General features: G+C 70.4%; 18 protein-coding genes. 9 read left to right on the top strand and 9 right to left on the bottom strand.

The genetic code is table 11. From position 1 onward, the window contains the following. Nucleotide 1: 1 nt before the first annotated feature. Entirely contained in the window at nucleotides 2–922 is a 921-nt protein-coding gene (locus ACFV9C_RS11275; RefSeq protein WP_380192695.1) for a threonine/serine dehydratase, read from the top strand. Here ACFV9C_RS11275 and ACFV9C_RS11270 read toward each other — a convergent pair. Next, nucleotides 915–1523, bottom strand: a complete 609-nt coding sequence (locus ACFV9C_RS11270) for a rhomboid family intramembrane serine protease (RefSeq protein WP_380192694.1) — start codon at nucleotides 1521–1523, stop codon at nucleotides 915–917. The genes ACFV9C_RS11275 and ACFV9C_RS11270 overlap by 8 nt on opposite strands. 109 nt (nucleotides 1524–1632) lie before the next feature. Here ACFV9C_RS11270 and ACFV9C_RS11265 point away from each other — a divergent pair, with 109 nt between their 5' ends. After that, a complete protein-coding gene (locus tag ACFV9C_RS11265) occupies nucleotides 1633–2826 on the top strand; it encodes a Cmx/CmrA family chloramphenicol efflux MFS transporter (RefSeq protein WP_380192693.1) in 1194 nt (397 codons plus the stop codon). Here the strand turns inward: ACFV9C_RS11265 and ACFV9C_RS11260 are convergent. Beyond that, nucleotides 2768–4165, bottom strand: coding sequence for an APC family permease (locus ACFV9C_RS11260; RefSeq protein ID WP_380192692.1), 1398 nt, complete (start codon nucleotides 4163–4165; stop codon nucleotides 2768–2770). The genes ACFV9C_RS11265 and ACFV9C_RS11260 overlap by 59 nt on opposite strands. Before the next feature lie 97 nt (nucleotides 4166–4262). Here ACFV9C_RS11260 and ACFV9C_RS11255 point away from each other — a divergent pair, with 97 nt between their 5' ends. Further along, nucleotides 4263–5216: a DUF389 domain-containing protein gene (locus ACFV9C_RS11255; RefSeq protein ID WP_380193540.1), complete on the top strand. Its 954-nt coding sequence runs from the start codon at nucleotides 4263–4265 to the stop codon at nucleotides 5214–5216. Between the two features lie 155 nt (nucleotides 5217–5371). Next, nucleotides 5372–6319: a transcriptional regulator TrmB gene (locus tag ACFV9C_RS11250; protein WP_380192691.1), complete on the top strand. Its 948-nt coding sequence runs from the start codon at nucleotides 5372–5374 to the stop codon at nucleotides 6317–6319. Here ACFV9C_RS11250 and ACFV9C_RS11245 read toward each other — a convergent pair. The 3 genes from ACFV9C_RS11245 to ACFV9C_RS11235 all read right to left on the bottom strand — a co-directional run bounded on the left by ACFV9C_RS11245 (nucleotide 6316) and on the right by ACFV9C_RS11235 (nucleotide 8756). Next, the gene (locus tag ACFV9C_RS11245) at nucleotides 6316–6945 is read right to left on the bottom strand and encodes an HNH endonuclease family protein (RefSeq protein WP_380192689.1); all 630 of its coding nucleotides are present in this window, start codon (nucleotides 6943–6945) and stop codon (nucleotides 6316–6318) included. The two genes, ACFV9C_RS11250 and ACFV9C_RS11245, sit on opposite strands and share 4 nt — an antisense overlap. A 108-nt stretch (nucleotides 6946–7053) precedes the next feature. Then, nucleotides 7054–7815, bottom strand: a complete 762-nt coding sequence (locus ACFV9C_RS11240) for a YaaA family protein (protein WP_380192688.1) — start codon at nucleotides 7813–7815, stop codon at nucleotides 7054–7056. Then, entirely contained in the window at nucleotides 7812–8756 is a 945-nt protein-coding gene (locus ACFV9C_RS11235) for an aldo/keto reductase (protein ID WP_380192686.1), read from the bottom strand. The genes ACFV9C_RS11240 and ACFV9C_RS11235 overlap by 4 nt, the downstream gene beginning before the upstream one ends. 35 nt (nucleotides 8757–8791) lie before the next feature. On the opposite strand from ACFV9C_RS11235, the gene pepN reads away from it, so the two are divergent. The 3 genes from pepN to ACFV9C_RS11220 all read left to right on the top strand — a co-directional run bounded on the left by pepN (nucleotide 8792) and on the right by ACFV9C_RS11220 (nucleotide 14167). Continuing rightward, a complete protein-coding gene (gene pepN, locus ACFV9C_RS11230) occupies nucleotides 8792–11248 on the top strand; it encodes an aminopeptidase N (protein ID WP_380192684.1) in 2457 nt (818 codons plus the stop codon). Nucleotides 11249–11436: 188 nt separating this feature from the next. Next, on the top strand, nucleotides 11437–13293 hold the full coding sequence (sepH, locus tag ACFV9C_RS11225) for a septation protein SepH (protein WP_380192683.1): 1857 nt from the start codon (nucleotides 11437–11439) through the stop codon (nucleotides 13291–13293). Nucleotides 13294–13759: 466 nt separating this feature from the next. After that, nucleotides 13760–14167, top strand: coding sequence for a hypothetical protein (locus ACFV9C_RS11220; RefSeq protein WP_380192682.1), 408 nt, complete (start codon nucleotides 13760–13762; stop codon nucleotides 14165–14167). A 33-nt stretch (nucleotides 14168–14200) separates the two neighbouring features. Here ACFV9C_RS11220 and ACFV9C_RS11215 read toward each other — a convergent pair whose 3' ends face one another. Continuing rightward, complete coding sequence (locus tag ACFV9C_RS11215; protein ID WP_380192680.1) at nucleotides 14201–14323, bottom strand: hypothetical protein; 123 nt, start codon at nucleotides 14321–14323, stop codon at nucleotides 14201–14203. A gap of 347 nt (nucleotides 14324–14670) precedes the next feature. Next, a complete protein-coding gene (locus ACFV9C_RS11210; protein ID WP_380192679.1) occupies nucleotides 14671–15141 on the bottom strand; it encodes a winged helix-turn-helix transcriptional regulator in 471 nt (156 codons plus the stop codon). A gap of 56 nt (nucleotides 15142–15197) precedes the next feature. On the opposite strand from ACFV9C_RS11210, the gene ACFV9C_RS11205 reads away from it, so the two are divergent. After that, nucleotides 15198–15995, top strand: coding sequence for an NAD(P)H-binding protein (locus tag ACFV9C_RS11205; RefSeq protein WP_380192678.1), 798 nt, complete (start codon nucleotides 15198–15200; stop codon nucleotides 15993–15995). A 140-nt stretch (nucleotides 15996–16135) separates the two neighbouring features. Here the strand turns inward: ACFV9C_RS11205 and ACFV9C_RS11200 are convergent, their stop codons facing one another. After that, on the bottom strand, nucleotides 16136–17260 hold the full coding sequence (locus tag ACFV9C_RS11200; RefSeq protein WP_380192676.1) for a hypothetical protein: 1125 nt from the start codon (nucleotides 17258–17260) through the stop codon (nucleotides 16136–16138). A 126-nt stretch (nucleotides 17261–17386) separates the two neighbouring features. Here ACFV9C_RS11200 and ACFV9C_RS11195 point away from each other — a divergent pair, with 126 nt between their 5' ends. Continuing rightward, on the top strand, nucleotides 17387–18451 hold the full coding sequence (locus tag ACFV9C_RS11195; protein WP_380192674.1) for a tyrosine-type recombinase/integrase: 1065 nt from the start codon (nucleotides 17387–17389) through the stop codon (nucleotides 18449–18451). Here the strand turns inward: ACFV9C_RS11195 and ACFV9C_RS11190 are convergent. Next, nucleotides 18441–18989, bottom strand: coding sequence for a TetR/AcrR family transcriptional regulator (locus ACFV9C_RS11190; protein WP_380192673.1), 549 nt, complete (start codon nucleotides 18987–18989; stop codon nucleotides 18441–18443). The genes ACFV9C_RS11195 and ACFV9C_RS11190 overlap by 11 nt on opposite strands. Between the last annotated feature and the right edge of the window lie 10 nt (nucleotides 18990–18999).

The raw sequence follows: 18999 nt of genomic DNA, 5'->3' as shown, positions 1-18999 counted from the left end.
CATGACGGTAAGTGTCGACGAGGTACAGCAGGCCGCGCAGCGGATCGCCGGGCGGGTCCGGCGTACGCCGGTGATCGAGGTGGCGCCGGGCGTCACGTTCAAGCTCGAACTGCTGCAGCACACCGGGTCGTTCAAGCCGCGAGGCGCGTTCAACCGGTTGCTGACCGCGAAGGAGAACGGCGAGCTGGGCGGTCAGGGCATCGTGGCCGCGTCCGGCGGCAACCACGGGCTCGCGGCCGCGTACGCCGCGCGCGAACTCGGCGTACCGGCCCGGATCTTCGTGCCCGAGACGACTCCGGCCGCGAAGCTCGGCAAGCTGCAGACGCTCGGCGCGGACATCGTGCAGGTCGGCACCGAGTACGCGATTGCGTACGAAGCCGCACTGAAGGCGCAGAGCGAGTCCGGGGCGCTGCTGGTGCACGCCTACGACCAGCCCGAGGTCGTCGCCGGTCAGGGCACGGTCGGCCTCGAGATCCTCGAACAGGTCGACGACTTCGACACCGTCCTGGTCGCCGTCGGTGGCGGCGGACTGATCGCCGGCATCGCGACCGCGATCGGCGACAACGCGCAGATCATCGGCGTAGAGCCCGCCCTCGCCCCCACGATGAACCGCGCCCTCCACGCACAACATCCAACCGACGGACCCGTCGGCGGCGTCGCCGCAGACTCCCTAGGCGCCCGCAGATTGGGCGATCTCGCCTTCCAGGCAGTCCAGGGCCATCACGTACAGTCCGTCCTGGTCGACGACGATTCGATCGTTGCCGCCCGCAAGCAGCTGTGGACCGCGTACCACCTGGCCACCGAACACGGCGGAGCCGTCGCCTGGGCGGCACTCGCCTCAGGCGCCTACAAACCGGCCGACGGCGAGCGCGTCGTGGTGGTCGTCTGCGGCGCGAACACCGACCCGAGCACGCTCACTTAGTTCGGACCTGCTTGTCGTCCGCGAGCACCCACGCCGCGAACAGCCCGGCGATGCCGCCGCACAGATGGCCCTGCCAGGAGATGCCGTCCTGCGGCAGCAGGCTGGTCAGCAGGGCGCTCCCCCACACCATGATCACCACGATCCCGACCAGCACCTGACCGATCCGCCGGTTGAACAGCCCGCGGACGATCAGGTACGACGCGTACCCGAAGACCAGGCCGCTCGCGCCGATCGTGATCACGTTCGGCGGTGAGATCAGCCAGGTCCCGAACCCGCCCAGCACCGTCACGATCGCGGTCACCGAGGCCAGCCGGGCCGCGCCGCTGACCGCGATCAGCGCACCGAGCGTGACCAGTGGCAGCGTGTTCGAGATCAGGTGCCCGAACCCCAGGTGCAGGAACGGCGAGGTGAGGATCCCGACCAGGCCGCGCGGCTGCCGGGAGATGATCCCGTACTGGTTCAGGTCGCCGTTCATCGCGGTGTCGATGACCTCGATCAGCCACATCAGCCCGACCAGCCCCGCGAGCAGCTTCAGCCCACCACCGACCTTCGCGGTGTCCACGGTCCGCCCCGTCCGCTTCGCCGGGGTCTGGAAGCTCATACCTCAACTCTGCCGCATCCGGCCAAGTCGCAGGCCTTGACAGGCGCGGCGACAGCGGAACGTGACGTCTGCGATACTGCGAGTGGCACTCGTCGAGTGAGGGGGAACGATGCCGATCGCGGTCTACGTCCTTGGCCTGAGCATCTTCGCGCAGGGCACGTCGGAGCTGATGCTCGCCGGGCTGCTCCCGGAGTTGGCCACTGACCTGCACGTCTCGATCCCGGAGGCCGGCCTGCTGATCTCCGCGTTCGCGGCCGGAATGCTCGTCGGCGCCCCGGTGCTCGCGGTCGTCACGCTCACCTGGTCCCGGCGTACGGCGCTGCTCGTCTTCCTGGCGATCTTCGCCGGCACGCACGTCGTGGGCGCCCTGACGACCAGCTACGCCGTACTGTTCGCGACCCGGATCGTCGGCGCGTTCGTGTACGCCGGGTTCTGGTCGGTCGCCGCGGTCACGGTCGTGGCACTGGTCCCATCGAACGCCCGCGCCCGCGCGATGAGCGTCGTCACCGGCGGACTCACCATCGCCACGATCGTCGGCGTGCCGCTCGGCACCGTGCTCGGTCAGCACTTCGGCTGGCAGTCGGCGTTCTGGACCGTCGCCGGCCTGTGCGTACTCGCGATGGCCGGCGTCGTCACCACCGTCCCGGCCGGCCGACCCGACCCCGCCACCACACCACGCCTCCGCGAGGAACTGCGCGCCCTGGGCAACACCCGCCTCTGGCTGGCGTTCGCCACCACGGCGCTGGTCACCGCGACGATCCTGGTCGTCTTCAGCTACCTGGCACCGCTGCTGACCCAGACCACCCAGCTCCCGCCGGCCGCCGTCCCGGGAGTCCTTGCTCTGTACGGTCTGGGGTCGTTCGTCGGGATCACCGTCGGCGGTCGCTTCGCCGACGCGCTCCCTTTCCACACGCTCTTCATCAGCATCACCGGACTCGTCACGCTGTCCGCCGTACTGGCCCTCACCGCGCACCTCGCAGTACTGGCGATCGGCGTCATCGTCTTCCTGGGCGCCTTCGGCTTCGCCGCGAACCCGGCCCTGAACGCCCGCGTCTTCAGCCTGGCCGGGGACGCGCCGACGCTCGCGACCGCCACGAACTTCTCCGCGTTCAATGTCGGCATCACCGTCGGCCCGTGGCTCGGCGGCCTCGCGCTCGACGCCGGCGCGGGCTACCGGACCCTCGGCTGGATCGCCGTCGCCACCGGACTGGCAGCCCTGGCGACGGTCGTCCTCGCCGCGCTCGTCAGTTCACCGGTCCCTGCGGATCGAGGTGCGTCGGATCGAAGTCGGCGTGCCGCTTGAACACGTACTTGTTCAGCAGCCACGTCAACGCCCACAGCCCGACCCCGACGATCATCAGCCAGCCGGCGATCTTGTAGTCCGCCGCGTCCCGCCCGGAGAACGGGCTCGCCAGGTACACGCACAGGACCACGCCCACGATCGGCAGCGCGGTGGGCGCGTGGAAGTGCTTGTGCTCGACCTTGTCCCGGCGCAGCACCAGCACCGCGACGTTCACGACCGCGAAGACGCACAGCAGCAGGAACGCCGTCGTACCGCCGAGGGCCGCGAGGTCGGCGTACCCGATCAGGAAGAACGCGAGCAGCGTGGTGAAGAGGATCGCGATGTACGGCGTGCGCCGCTTGTGCAGGACGCGTCCGAGCGGGCCGGGCAGCACGCGCTCGTGCGACATCCCGTACAGCAGGCGGCTCGCCATCAGCATGTTGATCAGCGCCGAGTTCGCCACCGCGAACATCGTGATCCACGCGAACACCTCGAGCGGGAACCCGGGAGCGCCGGCCTGGACGACCTTGAGCAGCGGCGTGGCGCCCTTGTTCAGCTCGTCCGGCGAGACCAGCGCGACCGCGGAGATCGCGACCAGGACGTAGATGACGCCGGTGATGCTCAGCCCGATCAACATCATCCGCGGGAAGATCCGGACCGGGTCCTTGGTCTCCTCGGCCATGTTGACCGAGTCCTCGAACCCGACCATCGCGAAGAACGCCAGCGCGGTCGCCGCCGTCACCGCACCGAACGGCGACTCCCCGGCCGGCACCTTGAAGTCGGTCAGCCGCGAGGTGTCGCCGTCGCCGCCGATCAGCGCCCAGGCGCCCAGCCCGATCACGATCAGCAGGCCGCTGAGCTCGACACAGGTGAGGACGACGTTCGCCTTGACGCTCTCGCCGACGCCGCGCAGGTTGACCAGCGCGATCAGCGTCATGAAGCCGAGCGCGGTGATCATCAGCAGCGCGCCGCGGTCCGGGTCGAGGTGCGCGGCCGAGAAGAAGTTCGCCGCGAACGCCTTGGACGCGCTGGACGCCGACGTGAGCCCGGAGCACATCACCGCGAACGTCAGCAGGAACGTCAGGAAGTGGATTCCGAACGCCTTGTGCGTGTAGACCGCCGCGCCGCCGGCCTTCGGGTACTTCGTGACCAGCTCGAGGTAACTGGTCGCGGTCAGCATCGCGACCACGAACGCGCACAGGAACGGCAGCCAGACCGCGCCGCCGACCTCGCCGGCCACCTTCCCGGTCAGCGCGTACACGCCGGTGCCGAGGATGTCCCCGACGACGAAGAGCAGCAGCAGCCCCGGACCCATCACCCGCTTGAGCTCGGGACGTTCGACCACGGCGGCGTCACTCATCGTGCCTCCTTCAGACCGGATCCGTAACGTCCATGATCGCAGCTGAGAGCCACCTGAGAACCCCGAACGCGCGGGTTGCGGCATCATGGCGCGCGTGATGCACCTACGACTGATCGTTCCGCCGGAGCGCAGCGAACACGTCCTGGAGACCTTGGTCGACGACCCGCGGGTCACCAGCATCGTGCGGCTGCCCGGCGCCGCCCGCCGGCCCGACGGCGACGTGGTCGAGTGCGACGTGACCCGCGAGGCGACCTCCGACATCCTCGGCTTCCTGAAGACCGAGGGCCTGTACGACGACGGCGCGGTCGCGCTGTCCGCCGTCGACTCGGCCCCGTCCCGGAACGCCCAGGCCGCGGAAAAGGCGGCACCCGGCGCTCCCGACGACGCGGTGATCTGGGACGCCGTCGTCGACCAGGCGTACAACGAGGCCGGCGGGTCGTGGGTGTACTACGCGTTCCTGACGCTGGCGACGATGATCGCCTCGGTCGCGGTGGTGACCGACTCCGCGATCCTGGTGGTCGGCGCGATGGTGGTCGGGCCGGAGTTCGGGGTGGTCGCGGCGCTCGCCGTCGGGCTGTTCCTGCGGAAACGGGGGCTCACGCGGGCGTCGTTCGTACTGCTGGTCAAGGGGTTCGTGCTCGCGATCGCGCTGACCGCGATCGCCGCGCTGCTGGCTCGTGCGGCCGGATGGGTGGACGTGCACGACGTGACGGCGGCGCGTCCGTTGACCGGGTTCATCTGGCGGCCGGACAAGTGGTCCGCGGTGGTCGCCGTACTCGCCGGATGTGCCGGCGTGCTGTCGCAGACGGCCGGTCGTGGGAACGCGCTCGTCGGCGTGTTCATCTCGGTCACCACGGTCCCGGCCGCCGGCGACCTCGCGTTGTCGCTCGCGCTCTGGGCGCCGCACCAGATCGGCGGGTCCGCGGCGCAGCTCGGGATCAACCTGGCCGGTATGACGGTGGCCGGCGTCCTCACGCTGCTGCTGCAGCGGGTCGTGTGGCGCAGCTACCTGCGGGTCAAGCGCAGGACGGGCGCGCGCGTCGAGGCTTGACCAGGCGTCCCCTGTCCGGTCCGCGCGCGCCCGGCACGTCAGATTTACCCCACCCGAGGGGGTCGTGCACCTGTTCGGGGACTGACGTATGTCGGCCATGACGTGAAGTCGCCAAACCGGTCGAGCCCGTCCGGGGAACGAGATAGCCTGTTCGGATGCTGGAGTCCGTGGGGGTGGAGCCGTCCGACGAGGAGGCCTACCGGGCGCTGCTGTCGGCGCCGGGCTGCGACGTCCAGCAGTTGGCCGACCGCCTCGGGCGGGACGTCCAGGACGTGGTCGCGACCGTCGGCCGGCTGGAGAAACTCGGCCTGCTGACCAGTACCTCCGACGACCCGGTCCGACTGCTGCCGACTCGTCCCGACGTCGCGGTGGACGCGTTGGTCGCCGTACGGCGAGCCGAGCTCGACCGTGTCCGCGCCGAGGCCCGAGTGCTGCTGTCGGAGCTGAGCACCCAGGAGCGGTACCGGCCGGAGAACCTGGTCGAGGTGATCGTCGGGCAGGAGGCGATCGCGGCCCGCTTCACGCAGCTGCTGAACGGGACGCGGAACCAGCTCCTCGTCCTCGACCGCCCGCCCTACGCCGCCCAGGCCGCCGAGTCCGACAGTACGGTCCGCGGGCTCCTCGGCGAGGGGGTCGTCGTACACGGCATCTACTCCCCCGACTCGCTCGACCTCCCGGGCGGGGTGGACGAGGCATTCAGCGCGGCCGACGCGGGCGAGACCTCACGGGTGCATCCGCAGGTCCCGATGAAGCTGGCCGTGTTCGACGGGAAGATCGCGCTGCTGCCGCTGTCGGTCGACCAGCTGGTCGACAGCGCTCTCGTCGTCCATCCGTGCGCCTTGCTGGATGCGTTGATGGAGATGTTCTGGCTGCTGTGGGACCAGGCGGTGCCGGTCGTGCCGACCGCCAAGGCTGACCCGACCGACGCCCGGTTGATGACGCTGCTCGCCGCCGGTTTCAAGGACGACGCGATCGCGCGGCAGCTCGCGCTGAGCAGCCGCACGGTCGGCCGCCGGGTCGCCGAACTGATGGAGACGCTGGGCGCCCGGACCCGTTTCCAGGCCGGCATCCACGCCCAGCGCCGCCACCTCCTCGAGGACTAGCAGGTGCCGAGCATTTGCTGCAGCGCGGTCTTCTCGGCCGACTGCAGCGACAGCTTGTAGGTGTACTTCACCCAGATCCAGTAGCGCGCGTACATGCAGTGCACGGCGGTGTTCGTCGGCTTCCACTCCGACGGGTCCTTGTCGCCCTTCGAGCGGTTGCTCGACGCCGACACCGCGATCAGCTGGGAGATCGTCAGGTTGTTGGCGAACTCCTGGCGCTTGGCCGTGGTCCAGGTGTTGGCGCCCGATTTCCACGCCTCGGCGAGTGGCACGATGTGGTCGATGTCGACGTCCGACGAGTTCGTGAACGTCTGCTTGTCGTAGACGCTGTACCAGCTGCCCGCGGTCGGGTGGCAGCTGCTGTCGACCTTCACGCCGGTGCCGTCGCGCTTCAGCACCTCTTCCCGGGTGTCGCAGGTCCCCGACTGGTTGATCCAGTGCGGGAACAGGTCGCGGCTGTAGCCGGTCGTCGAGCCCTCCGCTTTCACGGTCAGGCTCGCCAGCTCGGTGGCGGCGGTGCTCGCCGACGGCGGGGTCGGCGGGGACGCGAGCGCCGGTCCGGCGCTGAGGGCAAGGGCCGCGGTCGCGGCCACGGTCGTGATCAGGAACGTGCTGATGCGTCGCATGGGTCAGGCCTCCGATGGGTGGGGCGGATCCCCCCTGACGTTGCGCCCTTCAGCCTTCCCGCATCACCCTGCGTGGGAAACCACTCACCAGTTACAGTCGAGTGAACGTCAGTCGTGTTCCACGACGGTCAACGTCCACCCGGCCGTCGCGCGGTCCAGTTCGGCGTTCCAGCGCTCGTTCACGAGCTTGTGCAGGGATTTCGCGGTTCCCGGATCCTTGCCCGATTCAAGCAAGTGCCGTGCGACCAGGCCGCGGGTGTGCTTGGCGTTGTGTGAGACAACGGTCCGTACTCCGTTCCGCTCGCGGACCACGTTCACCGACACCCACTTGTCCGCCTGCGCACCGGTCGGCCGCCACGCGGCGACGTACGTCGAGGAGCGGCAGTCGACGATCACGCCGTCGACGTCCTTGAGCGCCGCGCTCAGCGGATCGCGCCAGACCGACGCCAGCGGTCCGTGGCCGGGCAGCGTCGTACCCATCGAGAGCCGGTACGGCGGGACGCGGTCGGCCGGGCGGAGTGCGCCCCAGGCGGCCGAGACGACGAGCAGCCGGTTCGCGGCGCGGCGCTTCGTGCCGGCGGAGAGCGTGGCGTAGCCGAGGGCGTCGTACAGGACTCCGGAGTACAGCTCGGAGACCGGGACCGACGGCTCGGTGCGCCAGCGGGTGTTGCGCTCGACCTCGTGCTGCAGCGAGGCGCCGACCTCGAGTACGTCGTGCGCGTCGGCGGAAGCGGACACCTTCGCCAGCGTCTCGAGCACCTGCTCGCGGACCGGATTCAGCTCGGGGAACGACAACGTCTCCAGGTCCACCGCCCGGCCGCGCGACCGCCCGGTCTTGCCCTCGGACGGTGGGAGGAGAATGAGTGTCACGTGAGCTCGTCCAGCGTGGCGAGGTCGGCGGGGGTCGGGTCCCAGGTGCCGGCGGCGACGTTCTGGGCGATCTGCTCGGGCCTGGTCGCACCGGCGATCACCGACGCGACCGCGGGCTGCGCGGCCAGGCCGCCGATCGCCACGTCGATCATCGTCAGGCCGCGCTCGGCCGCGAACGTGTCCAGCGCCTCGAGCTTGTCGAAGTCCGCCCGCGCCAGCCGCTCCGGCTGCGTCGCGAGCCGGGTGCCGTCGGGGGCCGAGGTACCGCGCTTGTACTTGCCGGACAGCAGGCCGGAGGCGAGCGGGAAGAACGGCAGGATGCCGATCCCGAGGTGCTCGCAGGCCGGCACCAGCTCGTCCTCGACGTCGCGCTCGAGCAGCGAGTACTGGTTCTGGGCGCTGACGAAGTGCTCCAGGCCGTTGGACCGGGCGGTCCAGTCCGCGTCCACCACCTGCCAGCCGGCGAACTGCGAGCTGCCGATGTACCGCACCTTGCCCTCGGCAACCAACTCGGACAGAGCCGCCAGGGTTTCCTCGATCGGCGTCACCGGGTCCGGGAAGTGCAGCTGGTAGAGGTCGATCCAGTCGGTGCCGAGCCGCTGCAGGCTGGACTCGACCGCCTTGCGGAGGTACCGCCGGGAGCCGCGGACGCCCCAGTCCGGGCCGTTCACGCCGCCCATGTCGCCGCCGAACTTGGTCGCGATCACGACCTCGTCGCGGCGCGAACCGAGCGCCTTGCCGAGCAGTTCCTCGCTGAACCCGTGCTCGCCGCGGTAGATGTCCGCGGTGTCGAACAGCGTGATGCCGGCGTCGACCGCGGCGTTCACGACGGCCTCGGTGCGGCCGGCGTCCAGCCGCCGGCCGAAGTTGTTGCAGCCGAGTCCGACGACGCTGACGGTCAGACCCGAGTCACCCAGCTGGCGGTACTCCATATTGCCCATGGGGCTCAGCCTAGTCACCGCATACAGTGGCCCTCATGCCGAGTCTCACCGTCGACGGCGCCCGCACTCGGGCCGCCGCGCTCTCCGTCCAGTCGTACGACGTCGACCTCGACCTCACCCAGGGCGAGCAGACGTTCGGATCCACCTCGACGATCCGGTTCACCGCCACCGAACCGGCCAGTTGGGTGGACGTGAAACCCGACGCGCTGATCTCGGTGACGCTGAACGGTTCGGCCGTCGACGTGGCCGGCCTGAACGACGGACGGCTCGAGCTCACCGGCCTCCAGGCCGAGAACGAGCTCGTCGTCGTCGCCACGATGGCGTACTCGCACGACGGCGAGGGGCTGCACCGCGCGGTCGACGCCGCGGACGGGCTCGCCTACACCTACGCGATGTCGTTCCTGGACGCCGGCCCGCGGATCTTCGCGTGCTTCGACCAGCCCGATCTCAAGGCGCCGTACCGGCTGAAGGTCACCGCTCCGGAGGAGTGGATCGTGCTCGGCAACGGCGCCGCGACCCAGGTCTCCCCCGGCCGCTGGGAGCTCGCCGAGACCAAGCCGCTGTCGACGTACTTCGTCACCGTGGTCGCCGGGCCGTACCACCAGGTCACCGACGCGCACGACGGGATCAACCTGAGCGTCGTCTCCCGGCAGTCGCTCAAGGACGCGCTGGACCGCGAGGCGGCGGACATCTTCGAGGTGACCAAGCAGTCCTTCGACGAGTACCACCGGATGTTCGGCTACCGCTACCCGTTCGGCGAGTACCACCAGGCGTTCGTGCCGGAGTTCAACGCCGGCGCGATGGAGAACCCGGGCTGCGTGACCTTCCGCGACCAGATGGTGTTCCGCTCCGCGGTCACCGACGGCGAGCGCAGCCAGCGGGCCCGGACCATCGTGCACGAGATGGCGCACCAGTGGTTCGGCGACACCGTGACGATGAAGTGGTGGAACGACCTCTGGCTGAACGAGTCGTTCGCCGAGTACATGGCGCACCGGGTCTCGACCGCCGCCACCCGGTACACCGACAACTGGATCGACTTCGCGTACATGCGCAAGTGGTGGGGCCTGCAGGCCGACCAGCGCTCGTCGACGCACCCGGTCGCGGCCGACGCCGTCAAGGACGCGGCCTCCTCGCTCGACGACTTCGACGGCATCTCGTACGCGAAGGGCGCCGCGACGCTGAAGCAGCTCGCGGCGTACCTCGGTGACGACGTGTTCCTGGCCGGCGTCAACGCGCACATCGCGGCGCACGAGTTCGGCAACGCGACGTTCGCGGACCTGGTCGGCAAGTGGACCGAGGCCGGCGCGACCGGGCTCGACGAGTGGGCGCAGGCCTGGCTGCGGACGCCCGGGCTCGACACGCTGACCGTCGTCCGTACGGCGGACGGGATCACGCTGCACCGGAAGGCGCCCGAGGCCCACCCGGCGTCGCGGCCGCACAAGCTCACGGTCTCCGGGTTCGACGCGGACGGCCGCCGGACCGATGTCGCCGTACTGGTCGACGCCGACGAGGTCCCGGTCGATCTGGACCCGTCCGTCGCGGTCGTGATCCCGGACGCCGGCGACGACAGCTGGGCGAAGATCCGGCTCGACGCGGACAGCCTCGCGAACCTCGCGGCGCTGCTGCCGAAGATCGACGACGGCGTCACGCGGGCCGTCGTACTGAACAGCGTCCGGGACGCGGTCGCCGACGCCGAACTGGACCCGAAGGCCGGGTTCGACGTGGTGCTCGGGATGTTGCCGACCGAGACCAGCGACATCGCGGTCGGGACGCTGCTGGGCTGGTCGATGAGCCGTCTGCTCGGCGTGTACCTGCCGTACGAGCCGTACCGCGAGCAGCTGGCCGACGTACTGCGGGCGCGGCTGGAGACCGTCGAGGCCGGGACCAGCGTGCAGCTGTCGCTGGCCCGCGGGTTCGCGCGGTTCACCGACGACGTCGACCGGTTGAAGGGCTGGCTCGCGGGTGACGGCGTACCGGACGGCGTCACGATGGACGCCGACCTGCGCTGGATCGTCACGCTCCAGCTCGCCCGCCTCGGCGCGATCGGCGAGGCGGACATCGACGCCGAACTACGGCGCGACTCGTCCTCCGAGGGCGTCGTGCACGCCACCCGCTGCCGCGCCGCACTGCCGACTGCGGACGCGAAGGAGCGTGCGTGGGCGCAGATCACCACCGATGCCGACCTGCCGAACTACGAGCTGTACGCCGCGTGCGAAGGGTTCTGGCACCCGACGCAGGCCGAACTCACGGCGCCGTACGTCGACCGGTACTTCGCCGAGATCGCGGGCACCCAGAAGCTCCGGTCCGGGTGGGTCGTCGCGAGCAGCGCCGGCCTCGCGTTCCCGCGGTACGCGATCGAGCAGCGGGTGGTCGATCTGGCCGCCGGGCTGATCGCGGACGAGTCCGTCGCGGCCGGCATCCGGCGTTCGGTGGCCGACAGCACGGACGACCTCAAGCGGGCGCTTTCGGTCCGTTCGGCGTACGGCGACTGACCCTGTCGTCAGCAGTCACGCCGTGTTGTGACTAATGTGACTGGTGTGACCAGGAGGACCCTGGTGACCAGGCAAGATGTGTTTTCGTGACGTAACCTCCACAATGACCGGGCGGCACGGCGCGCCGGTCTTGGTCAGGTCCGGCGTCCGGGAGAGACTGTCTAGAACCGCACAGGAGAACAAGGTCAATGCGCGAGGCGAGGCTCGTCGGTCTGAGCCAGGATGGGACGCAACTCATCCTGGCGCTGGCAGAGACGGGTGAGGAGATCGCCGTTCCGGTCGACGACCGGTTGCGTGCGGCCCTCCGCGGCGACCGTGCCCGACTCGGCCAGCTGGAGATTCAAATGGAGAGCGCGCTGCGCCCACGAGACATCCAGGCTCGTATCCGCGCCGGCGAAAGTCCCGAGGCGGTCGCGGCGGTCGCCCAGATGCCGATGGAGCGCGTCATGGCGTTCGCCGGCCCGGTCCTCGCCGAGCGGGACCACATCGCCACGCTCGCACAGCGCGCCTCCGTCCGTCGTCGCGGTGGCGGCGACGCCCCGACCCGCAACCTCGGCGCGTGGGTGACCGATCGGCTGCGGCTCCGGCACGTCGATCCCACGTCGGCCGAGTGGGACGCCTGGCGGCGCGAGGACGGGCGCTGGGCGGTGCGCGTCTCGTACTTCGTCGAGTCCGAGGACACCGAGGACAACGGCGAGGAACAGAAGGACGAGAAGATCGGCATGTTCGCGTACGACGCCCCCGGGCGGTACGTCGTACCGGACGACGACGAGGCCCGCTGGCTGGTCGGCGAGCAGGCGCAGGTGCTGCCGACCCCCGTCCAGCCGCAGCCCGGTGAGCGACGGCTGGCCGCGGTCGCTGACATCGACCCGCTGATCGCCCCCGACCACGGCGCCGACAGCTACGAAGCCGGCTTCGAGGACACCGTCGCCCTCCGCCGCCGAAACCACCCGGTTTCCCGCGACTCTCAACCTTTCCCCGACGGCACGTCGGGCTACCGCGACGGCTCCTCCGGCGCACGCGACGCCTCGGGCTACCGCGACGGGTCCTCCGGTGTGCGTGACGCCTCGGGCTATCGCGACGGCGGCTCCGGTGCGCGCGACGGTGCCCCGGGCTTCCGCGACGGTGCCTCCGGTGTGCGTGATGGCGCCTCCGGCTTCCGCGACGACTCCCAGGGGTTCCAGCGCGACGACGACCGGCGTGACGCCCGTACGTCCCGCGACACCGACCGCGGCCCCCGCCGGGTCCACTCGGTCCCGAACCCGGACGAAGAGCCCACCCTGATCGACGTACCCGTCGACCAGCCCCCGGCCCCCCGCCCCTCGGTCCGCGCCGTCGAACGCCCCACCACACCCCCGACATACGCGTCCCCCGCCGAAGCCCCACGCGACTACCGCGACGAGCAGTCCTCCCGCAGCCACCGAAACGCTGAGCCAGACGGCGGGTACGGCGAGGACCAACCGCGACGCGACTTCCGTGACGAACCGGCCGCACGCGGCTCTCGTGGTGAACAGGCAGCACGCGAACTGCGGGAGGACTCGTCCACTCGCGGGTCGCACGCCGACCAGGCGCCAGCCGCGCGGACCACCTCGCACGAGGACCAGGCCCCGGCGACGCGAGCCACCTCGCGTGGAGACCAGGCGCCGGTGGCGCGAGCTACCCCCTCGCGTACTGCGGAGCCGAGCCGTCCGGCCGGACCTCGTCCGACCGCCCCCCGGCCGGCCGATCCCCGGACCACGCGCTCACGCACCAGCGAGGACCCCGCAGCGGCCCGCACCTCCGACGACAACCAGCAGGCAGAGCCAACCCAGGCCGAGCGCACCCGCCCTGAGCCCAGCAACCGCGGCCGTGCCTCCAAGCCAGAGCAGAACGGGCGCCCAGCCAACCAGCCGGCGGCAACCGTCGACCAGCCTGCGCTCCCGGAAGGCACCGACGACGCCGCCGCGGAAACCTCGGCCGAGCCGAAGAAGAAGCCGGCCCGCCGAGGCAAGCGCGCCAGCGTCCCCAGCTGGGACGAGATCATGTTCGGCAAGAAAGCCGACTGACCCACCGAACGACCACGGGCCGGAAACGGCCCGCGACAGAACCCCGTGCCAAGCGTTAGCGAACCTGGTGCTCGGAAGCCTGTCGCTGCGGGGCCCGCTGGTGCTCGGGCGTCTGCTGGGCCTGGTGCAGTTGGTCCTGCTCAGGTGCGGGCTGCTGGGATACCCCTGGCCGGGGTCGAGGCCCTGGACCTGAGCGCGGGTCGGGATCAGATCGCCACGGTCCTCGCGGCCGCCTACCGACTCCGGCCGATCGCGGCCTGGTCGGCCCACGCCGACCGTTTCCCTTCCTGGACAGATGTCCCACATCGCGGACGGTGTTTTGCGGTAGACCCTGCGTGCTGTCATAGTCGTCGGCATGCAGATGCTGTGTTGTTGCTGTTGTCGCTGACGAGCGCCGGCTCCCGGCGCACGAGGCCCTGTCCTTTCCGTGGCCCGCCCGCCGACACAGCACTCACAGGAACATCGCATGAATCTCCCGGCTCTCGCCGACCTGCTAGCCTCCCGTGGCCTCCGGCTGCTTCCCGGTTCGTACGCCGTACCGGTCGAACTGCTGGTCCAGTTGCCTGACGCAACGATCGCCCGGTTCACCGCCCGCGGTACGACGCTGCGGCTGCGCACGTACTCCCCCGACGCCCTCACCGCCATCACCATCCCCGCCGAATGCGGCTGCGGCGACCACCACCCGCAGACCGGTCCCGCCCGGGTGACGCTCAGCCGGTACGCCGTACCGCTAGAGGAGCGCATCATCGACGGCGAACTCGAGCACGGCTGGCACCACCACGAGGCCGGCCTGCTCCGCCTGGCCGATGCCACAGAACACCTCTTCACCCTCCTAGCCCAACTCCCCACCCCAGCCCTAGCCGGCGCCGCCTAACCCCTCCCTCCCCCACCCCAACCGCCCGCGAGCTCACACGATCGCCGAGTCGTGGAATTCGGCGGGCAACACGCGTCCGGCGACCTCGATCCACGACTCGCACTTGCGCACATCAGCCAAACGCCACGACTCGGCGGCCCGCGGGATGTCGTTCATCCCGCCTGTCGACCCAAGGCGAGGCGTGGGCTCCTCCCACGGAGCACGCGGTGAGGCGGTGCGAGGCGGTGCGGGGTGAGGCGGTGCGGGGTGAGGCGGTGCGGGGTGAGGCGGTGCGGGGTGAGGCGGTGCGGGGTGAGGCGGTGCGGGGTGAGGCGGTGCGGTGCGAGGCGGTGCGGTGCGAGGCGGTGCGGGGTGAGGCGGTGCGGGGTGAGGCGGTGCGGTGCGAGGCGGTGCGGTGCGAGGCGGTGCGGGGTGAGGCGGTGCGGTGCGAGGCGGTGCGGTGCGAGGCAGGGTGAGGGGGCGCCGGGGCGGGCGCGGTGAAGCGGCGGGTGGTGGGTGTCGGGTTAGGGGCGGCGGTGGGCGGGTTCGGTGGTGTCGAAGTGGGTGCGGGCGGCTTCTACCGCGGCCAGGTTGGGGGACCATTCGGCGAGGGAGTGGAAGAGCGGGGCGAGGCTGCGGCCGAGGGGGCTGATGTCGTACTCGACGCGCGGCGGGACCTCCGCGTGGTACGTCCGGGTGATCAGGCCGTCGCGTTCGAGCTGCCGGAGGCGCTGGGTGAGGACCTTCGGCGTGATGGCGCCGATCCGGCGGTGCAGCTCGACGAACCGCTGCACGCCGTACTCGTTCAGCGTCCACAGGATCGGCGTCGTCCAGCGGCTGAAGACCAGGTCGACGACGGGCGCGATCGGGCAGGCCTGCACTGGATCGGCCTGGACGGGATCGGCCTGGACGGGATCGGCCTGGACGGGATCGGCCTGCACTGGATCGGCCTGGACGGGATCGGCCTGGACGGGATCGGCAGTGGTCTCGGTCACAAACCCAATACTATCCTCTAGGTACCTACTATCCCCAGAGCACTAGCGTCATGGTCATGATCGTGATCACCGGAGCAACCGGCAACGTAGGCCGTCCCCTCGTCCAGACCCTGACCGCGCTCGGCGAGGACGTGGTCCCCGTCTCGCGCACCGGCGCCGGCCACCAGGCCGACCTCACCGAACCCGAGACCCTGCGGCCCGTACTCGACGGCGCGAAGGCCGTCTTCCTCCTCACCTCCCCCGACTTCCTTGCCCGCGGCAACATGCAGGCGGTCGTCGACGTACTGCGGGATTCCGGCGTACCGCGCGTCGTCCTGCTGTCGTCCCAGGGCGTCACCACCCAGCGGCACCCGTCGGTCCACGAGGACGCCGTCACCGGATCCGGGCTCGACTGGACGATCCTCCGGCCCGGCAACTTCGCCAGCAACGCGTACGCCTGGGCCGAGTCGGTCCGCACCCAGCGGGCGATGTTCGCACCGTTCGCCGACGTCGCGCTCCCCGCCGTCGACCCACAGGACATCGCCGAGGTCGCCGCGGCCACCCTCAGGGAGCCGGGCCACGCCGGCGCCGTCTACACCCTCACCGGCCCCGCCGCGATCTCCCCCCGCCAGCAGGCGAAGATGATCGAGGAGGCCCTCGCAACGCCGATCCACTTCCAAGAGCTGACCCGCGCCGAAGCCCGCACCGGCATGCTCGACTTCATGCCGGAGCCGGTCGTCGAAGCCACCCTCGACGTCCTCGGCTCCCCCCTCCCGATCGAGCAGGAGGTGAGCCCCGACGTCGAAAAGATCCTCGGCCGTACGCCGCACACGTTCGCCGACTGGGTCGCCCGGAACCTCCCCGCATTCCGCTGAAAGACGCGGATGGAAGCGCCCCCGCCGCACGCCGTGCGCCGGGGGACGCACGGCCGGAGCCGCGCCGGAGCTGGAGGGCTTGAGCGGCCGGAACTCCCCGCGCCGGTGCCGGAGGCGGGCGGCGGGCCGGACTCGGTGTGCTAGGCGGAGGGCTCTGGTTCTTGTTCTGGGGGTGAGGCGAGGTGGGTTTGTAGTTGGTGACGGAGGGTCTCGGTGACCTGTTCGGCGGCTCGGTGGGCGGCCGTGAGGGCGGCGAAGCGGTCCTCCGCGGACTTCTTCACGTCGGTCAACTGTGTTTGGTGGTCGGCGCGGAGTTGTTCGCGGTCCGCTCGATGCTCAGCGCGCAGGGTGTCGAGCTCGGAGCGATGGCGGTCGCGCTCGTCGCGTAGTTCTGAGCGCAGTTGTTCTGCGGTTTGGTGGGCCGCCTGGCGGTCTTTCTCTGCCACGGACTGGGCGGTACGCGCGGCCTCGAGCTCGCTCCGGGCCTGACGGAGCTGCTCCTCAGCGGCGGCTTGTATCTCGCGAATCCGCTGGTCCGCCTCCGCGCGCAGCCTGTCCACTTCGACCGAAGCCGACTCGCGCGTCGCGGCCAGCTCCTGACGAAGCTGCTCCAATTCGGCGGCCGCGGTTTCGCTGACGAGCGTGGCGTCGCGGCGGGCCTGGTCGGCGGCTTCTTGGGCGATTGCGACGTCGACGCGGGCTTCGTCGAGGGCGGCGACGGCAGCTTCGGCGGCCTCGTCGGCTTCCTCGCGAGCGTCCTCGGCTTCGGCCGCTTGTTGCTCCGCCTTCCGGCGGCGGTGCTCTTCCTCACCTCGCTGCCGCTCGGCGTCCGCGAGTTCCGCCCGCGACGCCGCCTGCAACTGCTCGACCTCGGCAGCGACCGCCTCCGCGTCGCCGTACGTGCGGATCGCCTCCGCGATCTGCGCGAGGTAACCCTCCAGCTCCTCCACCAGCCGCGGCAGGTTGCCCTTCATCAGCTGCTCGAGTGTCATCCGGGCAGCCGTCACCGGCCCAGCCACCGGTGCCGCTTCAGCGCCGGCAGCACCATCACGGCGTACAGGCTGCCTGGCCAGCCGGTTCTTCGCGGCCCACGCGTTCGCCTTGTTGTGTACGACGGGCTTCCCGTCGACGCCCGCGCCTTCCCGGCCGCAATACTTCGGCGGTCGTCCCGGGGTCCCCGGATCGACCTGCTTCGGGTTCGCACAGGTCACCCCAGGGAACTCGCACAGCCCCTGCCGAGTCCGTGCGATCGGCTCAGTCGTCATGATGCCACCCTACTGCATTACGTCAATAAAGTTCCCCTTTAAGTTCGGTTTCCATCAACTACTTTAGACTGAACAAAACTGAACTGAAGTAGCGCATAATCCCCGTTATGCGCTAGCTTGTTTCGCGTGAACGAACTGGTGCCAAGACCCGATCAGGCAACAGAGGCCGCCGTACGACGCTCCCTGGGCAAGCGCCGCCCGCTCCACGACCCCGCGGCACAACCGGTCGACCGCCTCGACCTCCTCATGGACGCACTCACCCCCGAGCTGACCGCCCTCACGGTCCTCTGGCTGGGCGGAACCCGCCGCGCGAGCCAGGACACCCGGATCGGGTACGCCGACGATCTGCTGCTCTGGGCGGACTGGGCCCGCCGTGAACTCGGCCGCGAACGGTTCGGCCTCGATCTGCAGCGCGGCGACGTGACGATGTGGCTCACCTACCAGCAGGACGCGGGAGCCGCCGCTTCCTCCATCTCCCGAAGGCTGTCAGCGCTCTCAAGCCTCTACCGGTACGCCGCCGGGTGGGGACTGCCCGTGGTGTCGCCGATCTCCGACGACGACCACCGCCCGAAGTTCCACCGCGGTCGCCGCGCCACCTCGGCACGAGTGCTCGACGCCGACCAGGTCGGTGATCTCCTCGCCGCTGCGTCCGACGTACGCGACGCCCTGATCGTCGGCCTGCTGTACACCGGCGCCTTACGCGTCTCCGAACTCTGCGGAGCCGACGACACCGACCGCCACGACGAGGGTCGGCGTACCTGGCTCGTCATCACCCGCAAGGGCGGAAAGGCGGTTCGGGTCCCGCTCGAGACCACCGTGGCCGAGCTGCTCGACGCGTACCGCACGACAAGGCCGGCCTGGACCGGCGACGGACCGGCCCCACTCCTGGCGGATGCCGAAGGCAACAGACTCGACCGCCACGACGTCACCCGCTTGCTCCGCCGGCTCGCCAAAGCGGCCGGTATCCCCCGCCCGGAGACGGTGGGCCCACACTCGTTGCGCGCGACCGCGATCACCGACCAGAAACGTCGCGGCCACAGCGCCGAGGACCTGCAGGAGCTGTCCGGTCACGCGGACGTCCGCACGGTCATGGTCTACATCGACGACGACGGCCGCGCCGAACGCGTCGCGGCCCTCACCGACGACCTAGGCCGCGTGATGACCGCCGTACCGCGGCATCTCACCGACTGACCAACGGCAGGAACACGTCGTCGACCAGAGACGTGATGATCGACGACGGCACCGGCGCGTGGCTGAAGAAGATCTCGTGCCGCATCAGGTTCGTCGGTGCGGTCAGCACCGCGACGGGTATGTCGGCCGTCGGGATCTCGCCACGGTCCGCGGCCCGCTTCACTATCGTCGCCATCACCCCGGTCATCCGGCTGTACACCTCCGGATCGAGGTCCGGCGCCTCGGCCATCAGCCCGTGGACCGTGTCCGGCCCGAGCAGGGTGAATCGGTCGGCCATCTGCTGCAAGATTCCGAGTGCGTCGCCGCGCAGGGAGCCGGTGTCCGGGATGTTCTCCACGATCGAGCCGGCGTGGTGCCGCATCGCCGCGGTCACCAGCTCCGCCCGGTTCCGCCAGCGCCGGTACAGCACCTGTTTCCCGGTCTGCGCCCGCGCCGCGACCGACTCCATCGTCAGCCGTGCGTAGCCCGACTCGGTCAACTCGGCCCAGGCGGCGTCCAGCAGCACGGCCTCCAGTTCGGCACCTCGCCGGCGTTCCATCGAACCTCCA

This window comes from Kribbella sp. NPDC059898 (assembly GCF_042730855.1).
Classification (GTDB): domain Bacteria; phylum Actinomycetota; class Actinomycetes; order Propionibacteriales; family Kribbellaceae; genus Kribbella.
The sequence above is the reverse complement of the archived record's forward strand: the minus strand, read 5'-3'. Positions and strand labels throughout refer to the sequence as shown.

What these genes read in the sequence shown, in the direction of transcription:
- pepN (WP_380192684.1), top strand. Translation starts at nt 8,792, where the DNA reads ATGCCGAGTCTCACCGTCGACGGCGCCCGCACTCGGGCCGCCGCGCTC.
- ACFV9C_RS11200 (WP_380192676.1), bottom strand. Translation starts at nt 17,260, where the DNA reads ATGACGACTGAGCCGATCGCACGGACTCGGCAGGGGCTGTGCGAGTTC.
- ACFV9C_RS11245 (WP_380192689.1), bottom strand. Translation starts at nt 6,945, where the DNA reads ATGCGACGCATCAGCACGTTCCTGATCACGACCGTGGCCGCGACCGCG.
- ACFV9C_RS11220 (WP_380192682.1), top strand. Translation starts at nt 13,760, where the DNA reads ATGAATCTCCCGGCTCTCGCCGACCTGCTAGCCTCCCGTGGCCTCCGG.
- ACFV9C_RS11255 (WP_380193540.1), top strand. Translation starts at nt 4,263, where the DNA reads ATGCACCTACGACTGATCGTTCCGCCGGAGCGCAGCGAACACGTCCTG.
- ACFV9C_RS11250 (WP_380192691.1), top strand. Translation starts at nt 5,372, where the DNA reads ATGCTGGAGTCCGTGGGGGTGGAGCCGTCCGACGAGGAGGCCTACCGG.
- ACFV9C_RS11265 (WP_380192693.1), top strand. Translation starts at nt 1,633, where the DNA reads ATGCCGATCGCGGTCTACGTCCTTGGCCTGAGCATCTTCGCGCAGGGC.
- ACFV9C_RS11270 (WP_380192694.1), bottom strand. Translation starts at nt 1,523, where the DNA reads ATGAGCTTCCAGACCCCGGCGAAGCGGACGGGGCGGACCGTGGACACC.
- ACFV9C_RS11190 (WP_380192673.1), bottom strand. Translation starts at nt 18,989, where the DNA reads ATGGAACGCCGGCGAGGTGCCGAACTGGAGGCCGTGCTGCTGGACGCC.
- sepH (WP_380192683.1), top strand. Translation starts at nt 11,437, where the DNA reads ATGCGCGAGGCGAGGCTCGTCGGTCTGAGCCAGGATGGGACGCAACTC.
- ACFV9C_RS11215 (WP_380192680.1), bottom strand. Translation starts at nt 14,323, where the DNA reads ATGAACGACATCCCGCGGGCCGCCGAGTCGTGGCGTTTGGCTGATGTG.
- ACFV9C_RS11235 (WP_380192686.1), bottom strand. Translation starts at nt 8,756, where the DNA reads ATGGGCAATATGGAGTACCGCCAGCTGGGTGACTCGGGTCTGACCGTC.
- ACFV9C_RS11205 (WP_380192678.1), top strand. Translation starts at nt 15,198, where the DNA reads ATGATCGTGATCACCGGAGCAACCGGCAACGTAGGCCGTCCCCTCGTC.
- ACFV9C_RS11275 (WP_380192695.1), top strand. Translation starts at nt 2, where the DNA reads ATGACGGTAAGTGTCGACGAGGTACAGCAGGCCGCGCAGCGGATCGCC.
- ACFV9C_RS11260 (WP_380192692.1), bottom strand. Translation starts at nt 4,165, where the DNA reads ATGAGTGACGCCGCCGTGGTCGAACGTCCCGAGCTCAAGCGGGTGATG.